The sequence below is a fragment of the Bacteroides sp. 2_2_4 genome (assembly GCF_000157055.1).
Lineage (GTDB): Bacteria > Bacteroidota > Bacteroidia > Bacteroidales > Bacteroidaceae > Bacteroides > Bacteroides ovatus.
Genome location: NZ_EQ973356.1, coordinates 107,652 through 129,933, shown reverse-complemented (window position 1 = coordinate 129,933; position 22,282 = coordinate 107,652). Strand labels below are relative to the sequence as shown.

The window sequence follows — 22,282 nt, the reverse complement described above, 5'->3', positions numbered from 1 at the left end:
CGTTATTTGATTATTTTTTCTTTCAAGGCAGTTACAATTTCATCCGGATCGGGAACGATGCCACCTAGACGTCCGAAATGTTCTACCTTTACTTTACCGTTAACAGCGAGACGGACATCTTCAATCATCTGTCCGGCATTTAGTTCCGTAACGAGCATACCTTTTACTTTATCAGCGTATGCAGCAATCGCTTTGGTTGGGAACGGCCACAGTGTAATCGGGCGAAGGATACCTACTTTAATTCCTTTTTCACGGGCTAGTTCCATTGCTTTCTGGCCAATACGTGCCATTGAACCGAAAGCGATAATCAAATACTCTGCATCTTCGCAGTTGATCTCTTCGAAGCGTACTTCATTTTCTTCAATTTCACGATATTTAGCTTGAAAACGGAGGTTGTTGATTTCCATGGCTTCCGGTTTCAATTCGAGGGAAGTGATAATATTCGGTTTGCGGTCTTTTGCTTTTCCGGTAGCAGCCCATGGACATTGTTCAATTACTTCTGCTTCCGTGCGGCGTGGCTTTTGTGCAGGAAGAACAACCTTTTCCATCATCTGACCGATCACACCGTCGGCAAGGATAATAGCCGGATTACGGTATTTGAAGGCCAGTTCGAATCCTAATGCTACGAAATCCGCCATTTCCTGTACGGATGCCGGAGCGAGGGCAATCAGTTTGTAGTCTCCATGACCACCACCTTTCACTGTCTGGAAGTAGTCAGCCTGGCTGGGTTGGATAGTTCCCAATCCGGGACCGCCACGCATTACATTCACAATCAGACAAGGAAGTTCGGCACCGGCCAAATAAGAGATTCCTTCTTGTTTCAAGCTCACACCCGGACTTGAAGATGAGGTCATAACCTTCTTTCCGCTACCTGCACCTCCATATACCATATTGATAGCTGCCACTTCACTTTCCGCCTGGAGTACTACCATGCCGGTTGTTTCCCACGGTTTCAGTTCGGCAAGCGTTTCCAACACTTCCGATTGGGGAGTAATAGGATAACCGAAGTAACCGTCGGCACCGCAACGGATAGCTGCGTGGGCGATGGCTTCGTTTCCTTTCATTAATACAACTTCTTCTGCCATATTCTTTTCTTTTATTCTACTTTTACTTTATACACTGAAATACATCCGTCCGGACAAACCGTTGCACACGAGCTGCATCCGTTACAGGTATCTTCCTTCACTTGCCAGGCATAGTTATAGCCTTTCATGTTTACCTCTTTATTGAGGGCGATTACATCGAGCGGACACGCCACTACACACAGGTTGCATCCTTTGCAACGCTCCGTGTCGACTACGATTGCTCCTTTGATTTTTGCCATAATCTTTATTTTATTACGTTATCTTTGAGTACGGTTATTGATTATACATCTCTTTTATTGATTGAACATATCCTTGTGGTAGAAGTTGAGGATATCTATTGCCATCTTCCTGGCCTGAACGGCAGGACTGTCCGGATTGATCTCGATGGCATACTGGTAGTTGTCCAGTGCCTGCTTCCAATCTCCTTTCTTTCGGTAGGCATTTCCCCGTAAATAGTAAAGAGTATCTTTCTCTTTTTCGACAGAACTGTCCTGGAGAAGCTGGTCCAATTGCTTAATCGCTGTGTCCACATCCCCCTGATTGATAAGCTCTTTTAGGTTGTCTATTTGCTCCATTTCTTTTCGTCTTTCGGGATTCTGAAACGCAAAGATAGTTTTTATTTATGTAAACAGGGCAAATGAGGACGGAAATTTGCAACGTTTTGAGTTTATTGCATATTCTATGAATATATAGTCAGGGGAAAGAGAACTCATTTGAATTTTGCGTTTTTTGTCACATTATGTACACTGATGCTTGGTTATCCTATGCTTTTATTTATAGCTTTCCCTGATTGTTACTTAAGGAATATTTTTCAGCGAAAACTCCTGTACATCCCACAAAAGATTCAATTCGGTTAGATAGTTCAAATACCCTCACACAAATAAAAGGATAATGAGCCGTTAAGAAACAGAATTCTTTTGTTACATTTGCGATTGGAAATTAAAAAAACACTCAATGTTATGACTAAGGGCGATGCGGAACAAGTAGAACCAATGAAGCTTATATTCAATTATAACAATGTATTTTACAGCTTCTATTATGATGACCTTGGCGGTTGTATACACCGTTCTCGTGAATATGCTATCAACTATGTGTATTCAGGTGAGATGATTCTCGATAATGGAAAAGAACAAATTCATGTCAGAAAAGGCGAATGTGTCTTTATCCCCCGCGATCATCATATAACAATGTATAAGAGAACGTACAACGGTGAGCGGTATTGTGGTATTTTCCTGATGTTTACACGTCGTTTTTTACGTGAGATGTATAGCAAATTGGGACAGCGGAGAGTACCCGTCAATACTCCAAAACTTGATTCGGGTGTGATAAAACTGCCCCAAACGGTGGAACTCGCAAGCCTTTTCGCTTCAATGACACCTTATTTCAATCCTGAAGTAAAACCGAAAGATGATTTTATGAATCTGAAGATACAGGAAGGTCTGCTCGCTTTGTTGGATATAGATGAACGGTTTGCCCCGACGCTTTTCGATTTCAACGAGCCGTGGAAAATAGATATCCTGGAATTTATGAGCGAGAACTACATGTATGAGTTCACAATGGAGGAAATGGCTCATTATACCGGGCGCAGCCTTGCCACGTTCAAGCGGGACTTCAAGAAGATAAGTGACCTGACACCTGAAAAGTGGCTTATTCGCAAGCGTCTTGAGGTGGCTTACAACAAGATGAAGGAAGGCGGTAAAAAGGTTGTGGACGTCTACGCAGAAGTAGGGTTTAAGAATCCTTCCCATTTTTCAACCGCATTCAAGAAACAATATGGTATATCACCGACCGCCATATTTGCATAGAATTCTTATTTGTGTAAATCGGGATAGTTTTATATTGAGCTTTTGAGCAATACTATTTGAGCCTCACAGCAATGCCGCTGTGTGGCTTTTGCTTTACCTTTGCGCTGTAAAATAAGAAAGAATAATTCAACAACCATTTAAGTAATAGCAGAATGAAAACAACGAATCTTACATCCGTGGCAATCGCAGTCTTGTTAGGAACCGTCATGCTTGCGGGCGCAGGCTGCACAAATAGTAAAACAAATCAAGAAACAAGTGATAATATGGAAACATTGAATCTTACTCAAGAATGGGACAAGAAGTTCCCGCAAAGCGACAAGGTAAACCACCGTAAGGTGACGTTTAAGAACCGTTACGGCATCACACTTGCTGCCGACCTCTACGAACCAAAGAATGTTGAAGGCAAACTCGCTGCCATAGCTGTGAGCGGTCCTTTCGGAGCTGTAAAGGAACAGACATCCGGTCTTTATGCACAGACAATGGCGGAACGTGGGTTCCTTACTCTTGCATTTGACCCCTCATATACCGGTGAGAGTGGCGGTGAACCTCGTAATGTAGCTTCACCGGACATCAATACCGAAGATTTCAGCGCAGCAGTCGATTTTCTCACAGCATTGTCTGATGTGGATGCAGAGCGCATCGGGATTATTGGTATCTGTGGTTTCGGTGGGATGGGACTAAATGCTGCTGCTATGGATACACGTATCAAGGCTACAGTGGCTTCGACGATGTACGATATGAGCCGTGTGAATGCCAATGGTTATTTTGACGCAGAGGATAGTGCCGACGACCGCAACAAAAAAAGGGAGATGATGAATGTTATCCGTACCCGTGACGCGCAGAGTGGTACAATCACTCCCGGTGTCCCTGGGTTGCCTGACAGCATCACCGGTGAAGAGCCACAATTCGTCAAGGATTATTTCGATTATTACAAGACTAACCGTGGTTTCCATGTTCGCTCTATCAATTCCAATGGTGCATGGAGTCCTACGATGACGCTGTCTTTTATCAATATGCCGCTATTAGCTTATATTCATGAGATTTCCCGCCCCGTACTTCTTATTCATGGTGAAAATGCCCATTCGCGTTATTTCAAAAGTTGACAGGTGATAATAAAGAACTGATGATTATCCCTGGAGCGAACCATACTGATCTCTACGACCGTACGATTCCTTTCGACAAATTGGAGGACTTCTTCAGAAAGAACCTGAAATAATAAATTATGAGTAAACAGTAGTAATAGCTATATACAATTAAAACAATTAAATGATGAACGATATTTTTGCAAAAGACTTGAGCGGTGAGATGGTCTCACCTGATGAACCGGGTTATGATGAACTGATTGCGGATATTTTCGCTACCATAAAGACTGCAACCGAGATGAACACGGGGTATCGTACGCCTGAAGAGGTGCATGAATATATGGAACGTATTCTTGACAAAGAACTGGATGCAACCACCACCGTCCTGCCGCCACTCTACATTGATTATGGTAAACCTGTCAATATTGGTAAGCGATGTTTCATCCAGCAATGCTGTACGTTTTTCGGACGAGGTGGTATTACGATTGGTAATGATGTGTTTATCGGGCCGAAAGTCAACTTGATAACTATCAATCATGATCCGGATCCGGATAACCGCAGTGCCACATACGGACGTCCGATTGTGATTGAAGATAAGGTTTGGATTGGCATAAATTCGACTATACTTCCAGGTGTAAGGATTGGCTATGGAGCGATAGTGGGAGCCGGTAGCGTGGTAACTAAAGATGTTCCGGCGATGACAATCGTAGCCGGCAATCCGGCACGAATCATCAAAAAGATAGAAACAAGCGAATAATATAATGGCTGCTCCCTTATGAAATAGGAATTATACCTGAAGAAACTGTAATTAATAAAGGTGCGTTCTAACTCTAATGAAGGTAAGGTAGTTGAAATAAATATCTTACCTTCTGCAGATTGTTTAGAACCCATATAATCAGTTACGCCTGTTTTCCTTATTGATACGTTATAAGCCGTTTCTACATTATATTCATATTAGATAAGAGTGTTTTATTTTTCAATGGCATAGTGTTATCTTATTCTATATTAAAAAGCAGCAATAGGACGTACGTAGTAAGCCGTCGATATATAGGACTGAGTAGTGTTACCATTTGTCAAACCTACACTCCACGAATCTCCACTTCCATTTTGGACGGATTGCCAATATCTGCCCGAATTATAATTAGTGAAAACAGTTTTTTTGATTAACTCTCCTCTTGTATTTCTCAACTCCAGCATCTGTCCTCCGGCTGGGAAAAACCATCCGCTGGTTTTAGCATCTGCGGCAGGCGAGTAGCTGATACATGCATTAGCAGCCGGATAATTACCTATACCATCGGCTTTGAGTAATTGTGTTATCTTAAAGCCATTAAAATATCCGTACGGACTACTTCCGTTACGATTGGAATCCAAAGCGAACTTCTTGTTCCCCCACTTGATGGCTGCTCCATTATTTGCATCTTTCAGTGCCACTGTATATCCATTAATGTTAGTCATCGGCTCTCCGTTACCATTGACATATTCACTATCATCCGCTGTAAATCGCCCCACCTTGAAGACAAGCCCGATGTAAGTTCTTTTGATAATGGATGTTTCGCCCGGAATAATCTTACCATCGCTACAAAAATAGTCGCCCACCTGTAGCGCCCGGGTTATGCTTCCGTCGGTATAGACCGCTGTTTCCACCTGCTGAGTGTAGTATTTCCCGGCAGCGAGCTTTCCGGCTGTTAGTGAGGTCCCCGTATATAGAATCGTTTTGTCACCTTTCGTTAGATAACTCCCGGCAGGCACAAAGTCGCCTGCCGGGGAAGGTACGATGGCACGAAACGTTCCGTCGTCCATACGCAGGGCTTTGATGCCGTTTATAGTAGCGTCTTTGGCAGTAACGTCCAGCCTCAGTACCCCACCGGCATACTCAAAGCTTGCTCCTGCCGGGGGAACGCAATTAACTAATCCCATCGGTTTGAGTACCAACAACGCATGCAGATGTTCAAACTTCAGCGTAAGCATCTTCTTATTCGCATTTGCCGGGTCTACCGTGGGGCTGGCAACGGCTGCCATCAGGTCGCTGCCGGTATAGGCGGCGGAGGTGGACTGGTCAGCGGCCGGTTGCAGCTTAGCGTTGTTTGCCAGGTCTTTGAGGATTTCCGCTTTATTGTCTTGTTTGATTGTAATACCGTTCCGATAAGGATAGTATGCCACATAGGCGAGATTATCGTCGTAGCTGTACAATGCGTGTGTATCACCGGTGGCAGGTGCCCAACTGCCCGTTCCGTCCGCTGCTTTTGTATAAACCAGTTTGAGGTTGTACACACCATCGATAGTGGCTACATTGGGCGTTTCAAAATTCCTGAGGGCGAAGATGCCGATGGCATCACCATCGGAAAATTCTGTGGTATAATCGTTCTCGATTGGCGTGCGGGTGACGGAGGTATTTTTTTTATCAATGGCGGTGTAACGACTCACCGTTGCACTGATGGTAAGAGGGATGCGGCGATCTGTATTTCCGATGTTCTCCATACCTGCCTCGTCCGTACAACCACCTCCAAGGATAAGGAAGGTATAGAGACAAATATTAGACAAGAATGTTTTGTTTTTTAACGGCATAGTGTTCTCTTATTTTATTATAAAATAATTTTTATAGATGGATTAAAATGCTAAGGCGGTACGTACCATAGATCCTGAGCTTTTGTTTTTTTGACTGTATGTTCCTGAGTCCCAATTAATGTTATATGAATTTGCCGCAGTCGCTTCCGTACTGCTCCAGTAGTGGTGCTGCCATCCGCGTCCCATGGCGCCGCCACACTTATCAAAACTTTTAGATATTACCTCTGCATACTTCTTCTTTATATAAATCAGTTGTCCTATTGAAGGCAGAAACCATCCGCTCGTAGTTTGGGGTGAATTGGTCTGCTTTCTTACATAAGTCATCATATCATTATAACCGGCAGAGATTGCTTGTAATTTATCTGTATTGAAATAACCATTAAAGTCGGTGGTGCTTTTATAAGTGCCAAAGTCAGTACCACCGCCATTGTGCCATTGGTCTGTCCCTTCTGACCGATTAATCACATATCCGTGTACTTCCATCGGGTTTCCATTTTTATCGACATATACACCGTTATCTTCCGGATGCCGTCCTACATAAAAAACAACTCCGATAACGGGACTGCTGAAAGAGTTTGCCTCATAAGGTGAAATCTTGCCATTGCTACAGAAGAAGTCACCCTCTTGAAGCGGGCGAATAACACTTTCATCGGGAGATTCCAGCATATTCACCTGTTGGGTGTAGTATTTACCGGCAGTGAACGTAGCTGCTGCCAGTGAAGCACCTGTATAGAGAACTGTTTTATCTCCTGTAGTCTTGTAATTTCCGGTAGGTACAATATCTGCCGAAGCAGTTTTCACAATGGCACGGAACGTACCGTCACCCATAGGTAATGCTTTGATGCCATTTATGACAGCGTCTTTGGCTGTAGCGTCTGCCCCCAGCATTGGATCGCTATATTCAAAGCCTGCCCCGGCAGGGGGCGTGCAATTGAACAACTTATTTGTTTTCAGCACCAGCAACGCATGCAGATGTTCGAACGCTAGCGTCAGCACCTTCTTGTTGGCATCCGTAGGGTCGGTCGCAGGCCGGGCAAAGGCTGCCATTAGGTCGCTGCCGGTATAGGCGGCGGGGGTGGACTGATCGGCGGCGGGTTGCAGCTTGGCGTTGGCTGCCAGGTCTTTGAAAATTTCCGTCTCGATGTCTTGTTTGATAGTGATTCCTTCCCGGTAAGGATAGTAGGCTACGTAAACCAGGTCGTCGTAACTGTACAGCACGTGCGTGTCGCCAGAGGCGGGCGCCCAGCTTCCCGAGCCGTCCGCGGCTTTGGTGTAGACCAGCTTGAGGTTGTACACCCCGTCAACGGGAGTTACATCGGGCGTTGCATACTCTTTAAGGGCGAAGATGCCGATGGCGTCGCCGTCGTTGAACTCCGTGGTGTAGCCGTTCTCAGTGGGTGTGCGTGTGGCGGGGGTGTCTTCCTGCACGCAGGAAACGAAGCCGCTTGCAGTGGCGCGGATGGTGAGGGGCGTGCCGTTGCCTGCATCGTCGATGCCCTGCGGCTCATCTGCTATTTCCGTGCAGCCTCCCAAAGCGCAACTGCTCGCGATGAGGAGGGCGGCGCCAAGGAAGCCACTGATGAAGGAATGTTTGTTTTTAAACGTCATAACTATCTTGTCTTTTTTATCATATTCCTAATCATGTTTATTTTTCCCGTCACACGAGGATAGCACCTATCTGGTACGACGGACCTTCAACCTGTTGGAAACGGAACGTCCCGCTCGCTTCTCACGAGGGAGAGGCGGGCGGGACGGAAATTATTCTACTACAAAGTTTATAAACTGCTACTAACTTCTTTTATCATGCGGTGCACAATGGGGGCATCATCGGAATGTCTTCTTTTAAGGTCTTGAATACAACTTCAGCATCCATTTCAAAATAATGATGAGCTATCTTATTACGCATTTTCATTACTCCACTCCAATATATCTCAGGATATCCGGGGAGCAATTCACCTCTTGTTATTTTATCCAAACCTTTCACAGCTTCGTCCAATGCGATTAGGTTTATACAAATAGCATCCAAACGCAACATACCATCCGGCGATAATAAAAAATCATCCGGGGTAGCAGCTACAGCTGCCCGTTGGGTAATCATCAACTGTTGAGCGCCAATTCTTTATCATACATAAATACTTTCTTTTAAGATTCTTTGTTTCAAGCGCGCGTTCATTCGCTCACGTATTCTTATTAAATCTACCGGGGAACCCAGTAGCTCTTCAAGCTCGCTCTGTATATGTTCCTAGGTGAGAAGTGATGGCGGCTCGCCTTCATAACAAACATCAACGTCGCTTTGCTCCGTTTGCTCTCCTCGCGCTACGGAACCGAATACACCGAGACGCTTGAAACCGTATTTACTCGCAAACTGTGTTTTATATATGCGGAGAAGTTCTAATATTTCAGCAGTTGATTTCATAACTCTATAATTTTTACTTTGCTATGCTTGCAAAGATAATCATAATTTCCGTTTCCAGCATGTCAAAGAGCGATATTTCAAGCAACAGGTCTGCATAAGCGAACGAAAGTTGCAAAGGATATTTTGATGTACTACGCTCCCGGTCTCCGGTTAAAAGGCGAAGAAGGGACGGGCGACGGCAACAGGCACGTCATAGTTTTCTAAATTTCCATACGTAGATTCTATCGCAAACACACCGCTTCTATCGGTACCATAGAACGCCCATATACCTTGATTAGCGAAATGGGAAGTTAGCCAAAAACCGATCTCATGTTCTTCAGGAGAAGATGGCATAAGAAATGTGGTGCCAATTTTAGCCAAGTAATTATTTGCTTTACCCAGCATTTCAATTCTTTGGCTGTTGTCCGACTGCCAGATACCCCATTCTCCAACTGAAACAAAATCATACGGTGATTTCCCGCAAAGGGTTATCATTACATCAAACCATTGACCTATACTCGGGATGAACCACGGGCTGCGATTTATGCCGGCAGGCACGGCGTTATCATTCCGGTATTGTTGTAATGCCGCAAATATAGGGTAGTCACTGAGAGGCGTTTTTCCCAACATCGTTTCTGTTTCAGCATATCCGTTCATGTAAGTTTCCGCTGTATTCATATCCGCAACCGGTGGGTAAGGGTAAGGAGTCGATAATGAGTGACCGTTTTTCATCCACAAGGTCTTCTGCCCGGAGGAAATGTTAGCCAATCCCATTACGTACGCATGATTCCAACCCTTTGCGTTGCATCCCGCATCCGTCATCCTTGTGGGATCGCACGTCATCACTATCCCTACGGCGTTGGCATAGTCCGGTATTTTTCCACCGGCATCCACCGCTCCGTCGACAGGATAAATCTCGATTTTGCCGTTATGCTGATATACAAAGTCACCCGGTTGTAGCGCGCGTTCTACAGCAGTACTTCCTGTACGACTTGTGCAGTGCACTTCCAATGTGTAGCACGTATTGGCCTGAAAGCCGCCGGAAATGGCGGAACCGGTGGCGGTGACCGGACACAGCCCTAAGTCATCATCATACGTAGTGTACTCGCATCCAATGGAAGAACCGGTGTTTGTGGCTTGCGTCAGTATGCGGTAGGTTCCGTCGCTCATTTCGCTGGCTTTCCTGTTGTTTATCTTCATCTTGAAGTCATCTCCGCCACCTTGTACTACATTCCTGTCTATTCCCCATTTCCGGGCTTCGGCATGATAGCCGTAAGCCGTTACCCCTGTGGGAGGAATACATGGGCTCATTAACATGGGCTTTATCACTAATAATGCATATTCGTGCTTGAAGTTCAGCACCAGTGCTCCGCGGTCGGCATCGGCCAGCGAAGGCAGGGCGGTGGCGGTCATCAGGTCGTTGGCTGTGAATACCTCCTTCGTAAGCATATCGGTTGCCAAGGGTTTATTGGTCTTGAGCCAGTTGCGGATGTCCTGCTCGTTGTTCACGGAGGCAGTGGTCAGTGCGTCCGTATAAGGATAGTAGGCAAAGTAGGCCACCGCATCGGTATAGAGCAGTGGGGCGGAGACCGCTGTAGGAGCTTCCCAGGTGCCGGTTCCGTCCGCTGCTGCGGTGTAGGTCATCTTGAGGTTGTAGATGTCCGTTGATATGTATTCAGTGCCAGATGCGTTTTTGCGCACGCAGAAGAGCCCGATGGCGTCGCCCGTCTGGAACTTGGTGCTCGTGGCCTCCATCACCGGGGTGCGGGTGGCGGGGCTGCTTCCGGGCTGTGCCGGGGCTTGGAAGCCGCTTGCCGTGGCGCGGACGGTGAGGGGCGTGCCGTCGGCGGGAAGATTGCTGTTTCCGGCGATATCTGGTTCCATTTCATTCGTACAGCCTGAAAAGGCAAACAGTGCCACGAAGAAGATGAGGTTGATAAAAGGATGTTTGATTATATTTCTCATTATTATCTAACTTTATTTTTGTAAATTGATAATCAGAAAGCGAAAAAACAACGGACCGTTCTCTGCCATTCCGCCAAATTCTTGTTTGCACCGTTCACAACAACATGGATATTATATTCTTCAAATCCGGCTATCCAAGATTTGCCGGCATCTTGTTCCGAACTGCACAAGTAATGAGCAGAGTTCCATGCAATGTAAGTCAATGGTTTGTTGATCTTACTTAACTGTTTGTTGATCGTTTCCCACATTTCAGTTCCGTAAGTCTCATCTCTCCAATTATAATTGGTATTATTACGAAACGTTTTTGGCGACCTGCCACACAAGTTCACCATCACATCAAACCATTGTCCTACACTGGGCATAAACCATGGGCTGCGCTTTCCCGTCAAAGCAGCAGGAACAGCATTATTGTTCCGGTAAGTGTTTACCGTATTGAAAGCCGGATAGTTGCCCAAATCACCTTTACTTGCACGTTCCGTTAGCATAGCTTCCGTTTCTGTATAGCCATCCATATTATTCTCCGCGCCTTCAATCAATGGAGAAGTATTGGCAATAACACTTTCATCAACGGAAACATTACTCCACTGCAAACTTCCACTGATATTTTCCAATCCCATTACGTAAGCATGTGTCCATCCCTTACTCCTATCAGTTGCCGACATTCTCTGCGGGTTGCATGTTGCTACAATCCCTATGGCATTGGTATAATTCGGTATTCTTCCGTTTGTGTCAACAGCCCCGTCACCGGGATAGATTTCTATATCGCTTCCGTTGTGGAAAACAAAATCACCGGGTTTTAGGGCTCGTTCCACAGGGTTGCTATCATAAGGCAACGTCGCTGTCACCGTCCATTCGTGCTTCTTGCCTGCCTCCAATCCCGGAGCAACTAACGAACCGTCATAAACGATAAGCGCACTATTCGTTGTATAACTTCCTTTTATCGGAATGTCACCCGAAGCCGGTTTGACGATAGCATAGAATTTTCCATCACCCATTTTGCGCATTTTTATACCGTTGAGCACCGCATCGGTTGCATCTACATCAGAGGAAGGTGCAGTTACTTTCGGAGGATAAACAAAAGCCCCGTCGGGAGCCACGAAGTCTTTCGGCGACAGGTCAATAGCTTTCAACACCAGCAGCGAGTAGCTGTGGGTAAAGGTAAGCGACAGCAACTTCCGGCTGGGGTCGGCGGTATCGGTGGCCGTGCCGTCGGCGGTCATCAGGTCGCTGGCGGCGTATGCTTCGGGGGTGGACTGGTCGGCAGCGGGTTGCAGTTCCGTCTTCCCGGAAAAGGAGGCAAGGATAGTGGCCGCGCTTTGTGTGGGGTCTATTGCGATGCCATCTTTGTAGGGGTAGTAGGCGATATAGGTCACGTCCGCATAATAATATAAGGTGGTGGCGGCATCTGCCGGTTGCCACGTTGGCTTATGCGAAGCGTCGGCGGCGGGGGCGTATGTCAGCTTGGAATTGTTGATGCCATCCACGATGGCGGCGGCCGGCGTACCGATGCCCCTTACGGCAAAGAGGCCGATGGCGTCGGTTTCCTCAAACCAAGTGTCATAATTATCCTGTTCCGAAGCGCGGGTGTCAGGCGAGGCGTCCGGCTGTCCGGTGAAGCCGCTTGCCGTTATCTCCAAGGCAAGGGGAATGTGACTGTCTGCCGTGGATGATCCGCCGGCACTGTCGGTTTCGTTGGTACAACCGCCCAGTGCTGCGAAACCGGCGCAGAGCAAGGCAAGGCGGGCGGGGGCTGCGCACTGGTAGAAAGAACGGACGAATAAGTGCTTGATGTATCTCATTGTTATCTTGTTTTAGTAGGATTTACGACTTGGAATCAACTCTTTTCCACGATTTCCGTTCCCCCGTCCTCCCATTGCACGTCGTTCCGCACGGTGCTGTGGGTTACCACGGGCTTGCCGTTCACCGAGCCCGAGCCGCCCGTCCCCCAATTGGGGTCGGAAGGATTGACAGCGTAGGTGATGACTACACTTCCGGTGACGGTGCCCGTCCCGGCATCATCCCATGTGGGATGGGTAGAAGTGGTGATGGTGAGTTTTTTCTTCTCAAGCTTGAAATTATAGCTGATATGCGCCCCCATAGTCCATGTTTCGGGCGAAGGAATTTTATCGTTCCATTCTATTGTTTGCACCGGAGCCTCGCCGGAGGGTACATTGCCGGGGGTCGTGTAAGCAATCTTAAAGGAAGGCTTGTAAGCTAATCCTTTACGGATGGGCATGACAAAGAAAGTGGCGAGGTTTGTTTTCGTTCCGTCTGTGGCAGGACTGTATGGGAGGCGTGTGGGAATACAGGTTACCTTAGTGAGAATCCCACTACCACCTGTCAAAAGGTTCCACTCCTCGTTATCATAAGGAAGGGGTCTTTTTCCATCCAATAAACTGCCCATTGTAAAAACTGTAATTGTCATCCCCGTCGCCTTATCCACGTTTGTCACATTAATATCCACCCGCGTCAGGGCATGGAACATCTTAAAGCTCACCTTTCCGTTGTTGCTCGCATACGTCTGGTTCGGCAGCGCGCCGGCAATGACCAAATCTGCCTGGTCGGCTTCCGCACCTTGTATTGTGTACTCCATGGTGGGAGGACCGCTTTGTGTGGTGCCGGACACATTCAGCCCTTTTGGGGCGTAAGGTCCGTAAGCATAAAAGCTCACTTTATCTGCCGGATTATTGGGCCAGTACTTCACGGGTGAGTACGTCCAGGGAGATGCACTGTTGGTTCGCTCCACCTTTTGGTTGCACATGAAGTTGGGCTTGTCCGAAGTGCTCAGATTGCTGCTGCCTGTATAATAGGCATACACCCCCATGGAGGAAAGGCTGGAAGCAGTAGTCTCTGCCGCACGGCTGACGGCCTGGTCTACGGACACACCGAAGTCCAGAGGAATGTCTCCCTGCGGCATGTCCGGCGTGTTGTCGTCCGCACCGCATGCGGCGAGCAGCGTCAGGAGAAAGACGGTGACTCCGGCGCGTATCCCGTTTTTGTGAATGAATAGCCGTCCGGCTTTTATCGTTCGATTCTTCATATTTCTTCTTTTTTCATTTTCTTTGGTGACCGGGAAGGGACATTCAACCCTGCCCGGTCTGATGTGCCGGCTTTGGTTGCCGGAATCAGCGGTTGATTATTCTACTGTTGCTTCCGTTTTGATATCTTCCCATGGAGTGACCGTAGCATCACTAATCTCAATCTTATGCAGATTGATTTTCAGAGTATACAAATAAGACTCCTTACGTTTCATGTGTCCTGCCGGTAGCTCGATGAAAGCTTCCCCATGGCTGGCAATGAATTTGCCGGCATTAGTCGCATCTTTGGACACGATATCGTAATGGAAACCTATCTTGATGTCTCCTTTGGCACAACCCTTATTTGGGGTTAGATCTGTGCCGCTCTTTTCTCCTACCGGAATCAGATAAAGGTACTCTTTATCCTTGAAAAGCGGAACGGCCTTCTCTGCTGTCCCTTGTGACGCTTTTGTGATTCGGATACCTTGTGTACGTGCGTCATGTCCTGCGGCGGGGGTGGATATATCGATACCCGGACTTTCCAGGTTCAGCATCTTGTCGAGACTGAAGTCTGCCTGGGCAATAGTGGCATCCGCCTCATAGTTCCAGTGAAGTTCAGACCATTTGGCACTGGTGTAGAATTTGGAATTCGCATTAACGGGCGATGCCGGGTCTATCAGCGAAAGATTACTGCCGTCAGCACTGTGGTCCGTACCTACAATCCACATGTGGGTGATATAAACGAAACTGTTCGTACCGTCCATACCATCGAAGTCACCGGCTCCCAACTGTGCGCGGAAGGAGATACGCGAGAGCGTATGCTCGAAGGTAAAGCTGATCTTGCCTCCATTTTCGGCCGTATACGTTTTGTCACGCTGGTCGGCAACCACAAGATCCACCATCTTGTCGAGTTTGTCCGTTGTTTTGAGCTTAAACTTGATGTAGGGGATACCCGGAGCAGTGGCTGCCGAGGTGATTACTCCTGATTTGCTGCCGTTCTGCCAGTCGCTCTCATAAGGTGCATAAGCGAAGAAAGAAATTTTGTCATTCTGTCTGTTCGGCCAGTATTTCACCGGAGAGTACGTCCAGACATTGTTGGTTCCGTCAAACTTTACCATCTGGTTGTGCATGAAGCTGGGGGTTACCGTGGTCTTTACAGTTTCAAAGTTATCTTGTCCCGTAAAGTAGGCCATGATGCCGAATCCACCATATTTATTGGCATCTGTCGGATCATCCTTCATACTTTCCGTAGTCATGTCCACACCTCTGGTTGGTACTCCTGTGTACACACCGAATCCCACCTGCGGGTGAGCGTCCGGACTGATTTCTGTCACTTCATTCTGCGAGCAGCCTGCTATCGTCAGTGCCGCAAGCGATAACATCATAGCGTTAATCGTTTTCATTGTTTCTTAGCTTTAGTTTTTCATTGTTTATATATTAATAAATTTATTGCACATTCATTTTTATAGAGTCAATTGATGGGAATATCCGTATTGATTTCGTTCCCCCATCCGTCTACGTCCACATCAAAGCCGGAACCGGCTCCTCCTTCTGGTTTTACGTCCGGCACTTTTTCAGTACTGGCTTCCAGAATAAGCGTGACGCTCCCTGTTCCGTCGTCGTTTTCCGTTATTTTTACGTTGGTACAATCCCCTTCAAATTCAGTTTTTCCATCCACCAGTAATGCATCCAGATGCAGGTTGTTGTTATCAATAACGTTGAGACCGAATATTTCAAACTCACAACTCAACGTACCGTTGAAAGGAGAACCGGGCGAGAATTCCGGATTTGACGGTGTGAACTCCTGCGTCACCGTGTTGGCGGATGTTTTTCCTGTTGCAAGGAAAATAGATTCTGCCACCCCGCCCAAGCGGCAGGTTGCTGAACGTATGTTGTTCAGTCCTTCTATATGAAGCACGGCGGACACTTCGCGGGTCAGCTTTTTCGGAACGAAATGAAGGTGGTAAAGTCCGTCCGGCGTCTCTTCCGACGAGCGTGAAGGAGCCGTCCGCCCGTAGGTGGTCTGGCTATAATTTCCCAGCATATCTTCCGTAACAGTGAAACCTTCCAGCGTGGCTGCCGCCAATTCATCGGGTGAGGAAATGATTGTGCGTGTTTCCACACGTGTCTTTTTGTCCACACGCGTCTCCACTTTGCGGGCGTATGCTTCCAGTGTCTCATAACTGTTGCCACGGAAAGCAATGTTGCTGAAATCGTTGAACGAACGGTTGAAGACAATGATGTCATACACTCCCATCGGCAGGCGTACTGCGTCGCCCGAACGGTCACCCATCATGAAGATTTTCGGTTCGCCGCCATTCCGCGGATAGAACACGGCTGTGGCACCGTATTTTTGCTCTTTGTCGTCCAATCCCGAATCATTCCAGTCGGCAGTTAGGGTAATCTCCGATACTTCATAGTAGGTCAGGTCACGACGCTCGCAGGAGACAAGCAGGATGGAAACACATAAGAGACAGAAGAACAGTAGCTGTCCGCTGCTTGTTATTAACCACTTATCACTCATTTTATACCTCCTTTCCTCACTTTACGGTTCAACAGCCAGACGAGAGAGAGCTTGGCTTTTGTAGGGCCGAACCAGGTGTATTTGCCATTCTCCTGCCAGAGCAAGGTCTGGTAGTTGTCCCGTGCATGGTAATGCCGGTAATCGGTACGTAGCATACCAATACCTATATTGAATTCCAAGTGCAGATTGCGTGCAATCCGTGTTGCCCAGCCGTAACTGATGCCTGCAGCAATAAAGAATTCTCCTTGATAACCGTTCTCTTTCCACTGAAGGTCGTATTTACCTCCTCCGGCATATAACCCGAAGAAATGCCCGGTCAGCACTTCGCTATTCTCGCGCTTCTGATGGCTTCCCAACCAGTAGCGGCCTTCCAGACCGCCCATAAGGATTTGCATGGAGTACTTGTCGCCGTCGAACAGCCACCACGGGAACATATATTCACCATTTATGGACCAACGTTTGCCGATGGGGACTTCTATTTCTATATTCGGCATCATGGCGACGTCGAACAGAAGATTCGTTTTCAAGGCAAATAGCGGGCGTTTATTTTTTGCAAGCTGTTCCTGCTGTCGGACTTGCTCCATAGTTCGCCTTGTTTCTTCTGTCAAGGGATTTGGCAGATTATGCGCATACGGTTCTTGCCGTTGGTATTCCGGCTTTACACAGACAGGCTCGGGTAGAGCCGGCAGGGTATCGGCATATAATTTGACCGTACAGATGGAAGCATTGCGCAAATAGCGTAATATCTTTTGGCGGATGTAATGGTAGGGAATACCATTATCCAGTTTTTTCAACTGCGCCTTGCGCTTTTCCGTTTCCGGTGTGCAATCAATGATTTGCAACACTTCTTTTTGTTTGGGCAGGTTCGCGTCTTCTGCTATCATACGGCGTAATTCCTGCCAGTTTTCACCTTGCGGACACGGAAGGATACGGCACTTGTCGAGGTGGGGATATTTCCATATCAGGTAATTCCTCACCGCATAAGAACGCCGCATTGCCAGGCGGTTGTTGTAGGACGGAACACCTTCGGGCGAAGCGAAAGACAGTATGTATATTGAATCTATCCGTGCGGTCGGAATACTGTCCGAGAAAAGTTCATCTAAACGGCGTAATGTGCGTCCATTGTCCATATAGCCACTGTCTACCAAAGCTTTGTCAAAGCGGAAATAAAGCAAGGCAGGCTTGACAGAAATTTCTTCGGTATGCCCCTTCTGTGCAAAGATATCAGCAGAAAGGGATAATAGTAAACCGAAAAGAAAAGCGAGGCGTTTTAAATATGTAGGTTTATTTTTCATAAGTTGATGTGTGTCATTTTTATGTGTACTATACGGTTACCAGTCGGATATTTTGATTCCTGTCAGAAGCATCCGCGTAACCTGGTTGAGCACGCCTGTCTTTTGAGCGACTTGCATATTCTGCAAATAGAGGGATTCGGGAGTAGGGCGGATACAATAAATAGGTTCGCCCAATGCTTCAAGTATATCTAATAAGGAAAGGTCGTTCAAGGAGCGGCACAATACGTAGGATGATATTATGTTTGCTTCACAGTTCGGTAACAATCGTATAATATGTCCTTCCTCTAATTTATGGAACAGATTTTCCCATTCTTCCTCTGTAAACCGGAAGTTGGCTGAACGGAAGTAGATACCTGTAGAAATATCATGCAGGATCGCTATTGCTGCTTGTGTGGCTTGTGTTAACATACTTTGCGTTTTAATTTATCTGTTACTTACCAAGTAACGGCTGTTGTTCATAATTAAGCAGCGGTGAAAAGCGTTTTTTCGTAGGCTTGATTTATAATAGAAAGACTTTTCTGGCGGGAAAAGTGCATGAAAGAATGTTTCATTTTTGGAGTACAGAAATGAACTGGGGGCGTATGCCCTTAAGAAGCATAGTCGTGATAATATGTTGTTTTGTCAGGTTTTGTGTCAGTATATAGTTCTTTAATATTGAAAATAAAAGAAGATTTTACAATATATATTTGGATATATGAAGAAATATTCACTACTTTGCATCGTAAAACGTCCGTTACTTGGTAAGTAATTCAGACTGGTATTTCCGTTACTTGGTAAGTAATAGTTTCTCTTCTAATCTGTTGTTATTTGGTCGTTTACGCTACTATCTTTTCTTTAGAACGTTTTACAACCGACATTATCAGTTCATCATTTGCGGCATCTACCTTTTCATTTTCGAAAGGTTTCAGATAAGTTTCTGTTACCTTGATGGACGAGTGTCCCAGGGCTTTGCTTATGATACCGATGGGAATGCCTGAGTAAAAGGCTAGTGTTGCCCAGGTGTGTCGTGCGGTGTACGAACTGATATTAGTGCCGGGGAGCAGCAATGCGGCCATTTTGGCTAGCTTGCGGTTGAATGTGCGTAAAGCCTGACGATAATTCTCGTATAGTTTCTTGTCGTTTTCTGTTGTTTCGTCAAGAATAGGAAAGAGATAACCGGAATCAGTTTTCTTGTTCCGGCATTTCTCAAACAGAGCAGTTGCTTCATGCGGAATGCGTACTACCATTTTCTTTCCGGTTTTGTGACGGCAGTAGGTGATACAGTGTTCCTTTAGGTCTTGTTTGCGCAGGTAGGCCATATCGATGAATGGCATTCCACGGAAAAGAAACATCAACAGAAAATAAGCGAGTACATTTTGTACGTCTTCGGGCAATTTTTCAAAATCCGTGTGCAGTAATGTATTCATTTGCTCTTCTGTAAGCGACCGTTTGGACTGTGCCTCCACCTTTGTATATACACTATCAAACAGTCTGGCATCATAAGTCAGGCGCTTTGCTTCCACGAGCCTGTTGTAAACCGCTTTAAGCACTCGCATATAGGTGGAAACCGTGTTCCAACTTGCATTTCTGCTTCGCAGCCATGCTTCGTACTCTTTCAGCTTGCCTGCCGTAAAAACGTCCGTTACCAGCATTTCTTCTGTGCCCTGTCCGCCGAAAAACTTCGTAAAAGAGTTTAGCGTGGCATTATAAGTATGTACTGCCGGGCGTTTTTTGTCTGCCGTCAACCTTTCAATGACCGACTTCATGTATGGTGACAGATGCACCATCTCAACATTCTTTTCTTCTTTATCCATAAATTTAAATTTTAATTTCCGCATCCCGCGGTCTTTTTTGAAACAGACCTACTGGGGAAATGTTTATGGATGCAAGATAAAGAATTTTATGGGCGAAGAAAACAAAAGATGTTTCAACTAGTTCCATTTTTTGTTTCATACCTTGAAACGAATGGTTTCCCGTAGTGAAACAGTTTGTTTCTCGGTGTGAAACGAATCGTTTCACCCTTTGAAACTTTTTGTTTCAAGCGCTTGAAACAAAAAGTTTCAGCAGGCTGGAAACTAGTTAGAACGCAGCTTTACCAATTATACTCATCCGTGTAACTGTCAAAGACCGGTTCTTCGGTGATACCTTTCCGGCGAAAAAGCTGGCGGATATAGTTTTGGTCTGCGGGGCTTAGGAAGCGTTCTTCGCGATAAAAGCGATAGTAAAGCGTTTTTCCGAAATGCCCGATCAGTTGTTGCTTGATGTTTGTTCCGTCCTTATAAGGTACGTTGTCCAGCAGGTGGCTGATACCCCATGCCACATGTATCTTTTCTGCGTTTTGGAAGTGGGGACAGTCAATTCCGGTGGCCGGAATACACATTGGGTTTACGATGCTGATGTAGGACGTGTCAGCGGTAGTGAGAAGTGCAGCCACCCGACGCAGGCAGTTACAAGCTTTCGGACATTGCTCGTTGTAGCAGCGGGCGTAGTTGAAAGGGACTGTTTTGTTTTTTAATTTATTGTCGTTCATTTTATATTGTATATTACATACATGATTGACAAAGGTAGTGCTTTTATTGTGGAAAGGTACAATTTGAAAAAGAAAAAACGTGAAAGGATGGGTGAAGGGAACACCCTTCACCTATAAACTGCTTATAGATAGGATAATACAAGGAAAAGTGAAGGGTGAAGAGATTGTTCATTATAACTCTTCGCATACCCGCATTTCCATACCTTTATATACCACTACAATCTTGTGTAGTTGCGTGGAGCCAATAGCTTGTTTCACCGTGTCCGTGTCGGCATAGCGGTTGGCTTGGGCGATGGCTTCTTGACGCAATTCCTCCACACGGTTTTCAGAATCGCGATATTTGGCGTACTTCAACTCAACGATGTAGCTGTGCTTCATGTCAGAATATATGTCCAACATGGGACAGAGGAAAATATCGACGTAACCCGCTTGTGTATCTTGCTCGGAGATAGGACGGTAGAAGCGGTTTTGCGCAGTCATGGCCAAGGTGAAGCCGTGAACGAAGAATTCGCCCTTTTGCTTGTCACGCTGGGATGCATAACGTTTCAGGCAGTCGGCAATGTAATCGAAATAGGCTTGCCAATTGCCATCATAGGCGAGCTGGCTTGAAAGTTCGCTCTTTTCGTAGCTGCTGAAATTCAAGTCTGCGTCGTTGTAGGTATTCAGCAAATAAGTGTAGAGCTGCTCTTGAACCACCAGGTTCGGAATGGTCAGTTTGGTCTTGCCTTTATCTATTCCGCTAATGGTCAACATTCCGAAATAGTAGAGCAGGCTTATAAAATTGTCCGGATTGGTGATGTTGACAGCAGGGAAACCTTTCTTCAGTTCGCCAGTGATATAACCTTGACTCACTAAAGTTTGAATGACGGAAGCATCGTTTGCAAACTCCTTATCCTTTCGAATGAGCATACGCAGCTTTTCATAGTCGATACGTATATTATCTTCTATCATTTCTCGTGGCGCTTTGCCGTTATCTATGTAATTCTTCACGAAGTAGAGCACCATGTTGGAGTTGTACATGGTAGTTTCACCGTAACAATCCTGCGCGAAGCAATAATTGTCGTACCATGGTTTCATTATTTCTATCAGTTCGTCAACAGTATGGCGGAAAGGACTGTTCGTTGAATAATAAGTCAGCATTTCGCGCACTTCTTCTTCGGTGAACCCCATCATTTGGTTAAATTGGGGGGTAAGTGAGTAGTTCGTGCCGATGTTGAAGCCACTCGTCAGGTCATCCATCGTTACGGGGCTTACACCGGTGATGAAACAACGCTCTATGCTGGAATAAGTTCCTGCCTTCACCTTATTGAAGAAAGCACGCAGATAACCTTCGCCATGCGTTTCATCAGTGTAGCGGTGCAAGCTTTTGGCATCAGAAAGGATGGCGTTGGTGAAGTGGTCGTATTCGTCGATGAAGAGATACATTTTCTGTCCGGCACGTTCGCAGGCTTGATAGAGGTAGTCCAACTGCTCTACGGCCCCATTCACTTGGCGTAGTTCTTCTAGTGTCTCCGGTGGCAGAAGGTCGGCATATATCTTGCAAAAATTCATGAAAGTAATGCTGCAATGTGCATCCAGTCCTTTTCGATAATCGTTCAGTTCGCCGGTGATACCTGAAAAGTTGAGGTAAAGCACCAGATAGCTGTTGCGGTTTGCTGTGGGATGCTTCCCGATGTAGAGATTGCCGAATAAGTCGTTGAACTTATCGCGGGTACGCACATCGTAGTAGTGTTGCAGTACGTTCAGCGTGAGGCTTTTGCCGAAGCGGCGGGGACGGATGAAGAAAAAGAACCGGTCTGCCTGCTCTATCATAGGAATGAAGCGGGTTTTGTCTACATAATAATAGTCTTCGCGGCGGATGACTGCGAAGTTCATCATGCCGTAAGGCAAACGCTTTCTGTTGGGTACTATATATTCCATTGGATCCATCTTCTGTCCTCCTGCTGATTTCTTATTTTATAACTTGCTTATTAATAGCGTTAACGACACAAAGATAGTAAAAGTTCTTGTTGGGTACGAGGCATCCTCAAAAAAGTATTG

The 22,282-nt window shown here is 46.3% G+C and carries 18 protein-coding genes and 2 pseudogenes; 3 read left to right on the top strand and 17 right to left on the bottom strand.

Annotated features, from left to right (window positions below; genetic code table 11):
• Positions 1 to 2: 2 nt before the first annotated feature.
• The 3 genes from BSCG_RS23605 to BSCG_RS23615 are packed head-to-tail and all read right to left on the bottom strand — an operon-like array spanning position 3 to position 1,660.
• The gene (locus BSCG_RS23605; RefSeq protein WP_004297418.1) at positions 3 to 1,085 is read right to left on the bottom strand and encodes a 3-methyl-2-oxobutanoate dehydrogenase subunit VorB; all 1,083 of its coding nucleotides are present in this window, start codon (positions 1,083 to 1,085) and stop codon (positions 3 to 5) included.
• An 11-nt stretch (positions 1,086 to 1,096) separates the two neighbouring features.
• The gene (locus tag BSCG_RS23610) at positions 1,097 to 1,324 is read right to left on the bottom strand and encodes a ferredoxin family protein (RefSeq protein WP_004297419.1); all 228 of its coding nucleotides are present in this window, start codon (positions 1,322 to 1,324) and stop codon (positions 1,097 to 1,099) included.
• A 54-nt stretch (positions 1,325 to 1,378) separates the two neighbouring features.
• A complete protein-coding gene (locus tag BSCG_RS23615; protein ID WP_004307591.1) occupies positions 1,379 to 1,660 on the bottom strand; it encodes a tetratricopeptide repeat protein in 282 nt (93 codons plus the stop codon).
• 384 nt (positions 1,661 to 2,044) lie between these two features.
• Here BSCG_RS23615 and BSCG_RS23620 point away from each other — a divergent pair, with 384 nt between their 5' ends.
• From BSCG_RS23620 to BSCG_RS23630, 3 genes and pseudogenes are all read left to right on the top strand, one after another.
• Positions 2,045 to 2,890, top strand: a complete 846-nt coding sequence (locus tag BSCG_RS23620) for a helix-turn-helix domain-containing protein (protein WP_004314956.1) — start codon at positions 2,045 to 2,047, stop codon at positions 2,888 to 2,890.
• Positions 2,891 to 3,042: 152 nt separating this feature from the next.
• Positions 3,043 to 4,106: pseudogene (locus tag BSCG_RS23625) on the top strand (alpha/beta hydrolase).
• A 53-nt stretch (positions 4,107 to 4,159) separates the two neighbouring features.
• Positions 4,160 to 4,729: a DapH/DapD/GlmU-related protein gene (locus tag BSCG_RS23630; protein WP_008018064.1), complete on the top strand. Its 570-nt coding sequence runs from the start codon at positions 4,160 to 4,162 to the stop codon at positions 4,727 to 4,729.
• Between the two features lie 248 nt (positions 4,730 to 4,977).
• Here the strand turns inward: BSCG_RS23630 and BSCG_RS23635 are convergent, their stop codons facing one another.
• The 14 genes and pseudogenes from BSCG_RS23635 to BSCG_RS23700 all read right to left on the bottom strand — a co-directional run bounded on the left by BSCG_RS23635 (position 4,978) and on the right by BSCG_RS23700 (position 22,171).
• A complete protein-coding gene (locus BSCG_RS23635; protein ID WP_008774892.1) occupies positions 4,978 to 6,537 on the bottom strand; it encodes a fimbrillin family protein in 1,560 nt (519 codons plus the stop codon).
• 42 nt (positions 6,538 to 6,579) lie between these two features.
• A complete protein-coding gene (locus BSCG_RS23640; protein WP_008774891.1) occupies positions 6,580 to 8,145 on the bottom strand; it encodes a fimbrillin family protein in 1,566 nt (521 codons plus the stop codon).
• 193 nt (positions 8,146 to 8,338) lie between these two features.
• Complete coding sequence (locus tag BSCG_RS23645; protein ID WP_004314950.1) at positions 8,339 to 8,635, bottom strand: DUF86 domain-containing protein; 297 nt, start codon at positions 8,633 to 8,635, stop codon at positions 8,339 to 8,341.
• A 24-nt stretch (positions 8,636 to 8,659) separates the two neighbouring features.
• Positions 8,660 to 8,953 (bottom strand): annotated as a pseudogene (locus BSCG_RS30340) (nucleotidyltransferase family protein).
• 150 nt (positions 8,954 to 9,103) lie between these two features.
• Positions 9,104 to 10,687, bottom strand: coding sequence for a fimbrillin family protein (locus tag BSCG_RS23655; RefSeq protein WP_229097262.1), 1,584 nt, complete (start codon positions 10,685 to 10,687; stop codon positions 9,104 to 9,106).
• A gap of 242 nt (positions 10,688 to 10,929) precedes the next feature.
• Entirely contained in the window at positions 10,930 to 12,696 is a 1,767-nt protein-coding gene (locus BSCG_RS23660; protein WP_004314947.1) for a fimbrillin family protein, read from the bottom strand.
• A gap of 35 nt (positions 12,697 to 12,731) precedes the next feature.
• Positions 12,732 to 13,937, bottom strand: a complete 1,206-nt coding sequence (locus tag BSCG_RS23665; protein ID WP_004314946.1) for a fimbrillin family protein — start codon at positions 13,935 to 13,937, stop codon at positions 12,732 to 12,734.
• A 96-nt stretch (positions 13,938 to 14,033) separates the two neighbouring features.
• The gene (locus BSCG_RS23670) at positions 14,034 to 15,317 is read right to left on the bottom strand and encodes a fimbrillin family protein (protein ID WP_032849313.1); all 1,284 of its coding nucleotides are present in this window, start codon (positions 15,315 to 15,317) and stop codon (positions 14,034 to 14,036) included.
• A gap of 68 nt (positions 15,318 to 15,385) precedes the next feature.
• Entirely contained in the window at positions 15,386 to 16,438 is a 1,053-nt protein-coding gene (locus BSCG_RS23675; protein WP_004314684.1) for a DUF5119 domain-containing protein, read from the bottom strand.
• Positions 16,435 to 17,733: a DUF3575 domain-containing protein gene (locus BSCG_RS23680; protein ID WP_004314686.1), complete on the bottom strand. Its 1,299-nt coding sequence runs from the start codon at positions 17,731 to 17,733 to the stop codon at positions 16,435 to 16,437. Before BSCG_RS23680 ends, BSCG_RS23675 begins: the two co-directional genes overlap by 4 nt.
• 36 nt (positions 17,734 to 17,769) lie before the next feature.
• On the bottom strand, positions 17,770 to 18,141 hold the full coding sequence (locus BSCG_RS23685) for a hypothetical protein (protein WP_004314687.1): 372 nt from the start codon (positions 18,139 to 18,141) through the stop codon (positions 17,770 to 17,772).
• 407 nt (positions 18,142 to 18,548) lie between these two features.
• Positions 18,549 to 19,550, bottom strand: a complete 1,002-nt coding sequence (locus BSCG_RS23690) for a tyrosine-type recombinase/integrase (protein ID WP_004314689.1) — start codon at positions 19,548 to 19,550, stop codon at positions 18,549 to 18,551.
• A gap of 254 nt (positions 19,551 to 19,804) precedes the next feature.
• On the bottom strand, positions 19,805 to 20,242 hold the full coding sequence (locus BSCG_RS23695) for a DUF6078 family protein (RefSeq protein WP_004319314.1): 438 nt from the start codon (positions 20,240 to 20,242) through the stop codon (positions 19,805 to 19,807).
• Between the two features lie 171 nt (positions 20,243 to 20,413).
• Positions 20,414 to 22,171 carry an AAA family ATPase gene (locus BSCG_RS23700; RefSeq protein WP_008774885.1) on the bottom strand — a complete coding sequence of 586 codons (1,758 nt, stop codon included), beginning with the start codon at positions 22,169 to 22,171 and terminating at the stop codon, positions 20,414 to 20,416.
• Between the last annotated feature and the right edge of the window lie 111 nt (positions 22,172 to 22,282).

What these genes read in the sequence shown, in the direction of transcription:
- BSCG_RS23695 (WP_004319314.1), bottom strand. Translation starts at nt 20,242, where the DNA reads ATGAACGACAATAAATTAAAAAACAAAACAGTCCCTTTCAACTACGCC.
- BSCG_RS23665 (WP_004314946.1), bottom strand. Translation starts at nt 13,937, where the DNA reads ATGAAGAATCGAACGATAAAAGCCGGACGGCTATTCATTCACAAAAAC.
- BSCG_RS23680 (WP_004314686.1), bottom strand. Translation starts at nt 17,733, where the DNA reads ATGAAAAATAAACCTACATATTTAAAACGCCTCGCTTTTCTTTTCGGT.
- BSCG_RS23670 (WP_032849313.1), bottom strand. Translation starts at nt 15,317, where the DNA reads ATGAAAACGATTAACGCTATGATGTTATCGCTTGCGGCACTGACGATA.
- BSCG_RS23700 (WP_008774885.1), bottom strand. Translation starts at nt 22,171, where the DNA reads ATGGATCCAATGGAATATATAGTACCCAACAGAAAGCGTTTGCCTTAC.
- BSCG_RS23655 (WP_229097262.1), bottom strand. Translation starts at nt 10,687, where the DNA reads ATGGAGGCCACGAGCACCAAGTTCCAGACGGGCGACGCCATCGGGCTC.
- BSCG_RS23610 (WP_004297419.1), bottom strand. Translation starts at nt 1,324, where the DNA reads ATGGCAAAAATCAAAGGAGCAATCGTAGTCGACACGGAGCGTTGCAAA.
- BSCG_RS23620 (WP_004314956.1), top strand. Translation starts at nt 2,045, where the DNA reads ATGACTAAGGGCGATGCGGAACAAGTAGAACCAATGAAGCTTATATTC.
- BSCG_RS23675 (WP_004314684.1), bottom strand. Translation starts at nt 16,438, where the DNA reads ATGAGTGATAAGTGGTTAATAACAAGCAGCGGACAGCTACTGTTCTTC.
- BSCG_RS23660 (WP_004314947.1), bottom strand. Translation starts at nt 12,696, where the DNA reads ATGAGATACATCAAGCACTTATTCGTCCGTTCTTTCTACCAGTGCGCA.
- BSCG_RS23635 (WP_008774892.1), bottom strand. Translation starts at nt 6,537, where the DNA reads ATGCCGTTAAAAAACAAAACATTCTTGTCTAATATTTGTCTCTATACC.
- BSCG_RS23685 (WP_004314687.1), bottom strand. Translation starts at nt 18,141, where the DNA reads ATGTTAACACAAGCCACACAAGCAGCAATAGCGATCCTGCATGATATT.
- BSCG_RS23690 (WP_004314689.1), bottom strand. Translation starts at nt 19,550, where the DNA reads ATGCGGAAATTAAAATTTAAATTTATGGATAAAGAAGAAAAGAATGTT.
- BSCG_RS23605 (WP_004297418.1), bottom strand. Translation starts at nt 1,085, where the DNA reads ATGGCAGAAGAAGTTGTATTAATGAAAGGAAACGAAGCCATCGCCCAC.
- BSCG_RS23630 (WP_008018064.1), top strand. Translation starts at nt 4,160, where the DNA reads ATGAACGATATTTTTGCAAAAGACTTGAGCGGTGAGATGGTCTCACCT.
- BSCG_RS23640 (WP_008774891.1), bottom strand. Translation starts at nt 8,145, where the DNA reads ATGACGTTTAAAAACAAACATTCCTTCATCAGTGGCTTCCTTGGCGCC.
- BSCG_RS23645 (WP_004314950.1), bottom strand. Translation starts at nt 8,635, where the DNA reads ATGATTACCCAACGGGCAGCTGTAGCTGCTACCCCGGATGATTTTTTA.
- BSCG_RS23615 (WP_004307591.1), bottom strand. Translation starts at nt 1,660, where the DNA reads ATGGAGCAAATAGACAACCTAAAAGAGCTTATCAATCAGGGGGATGTG.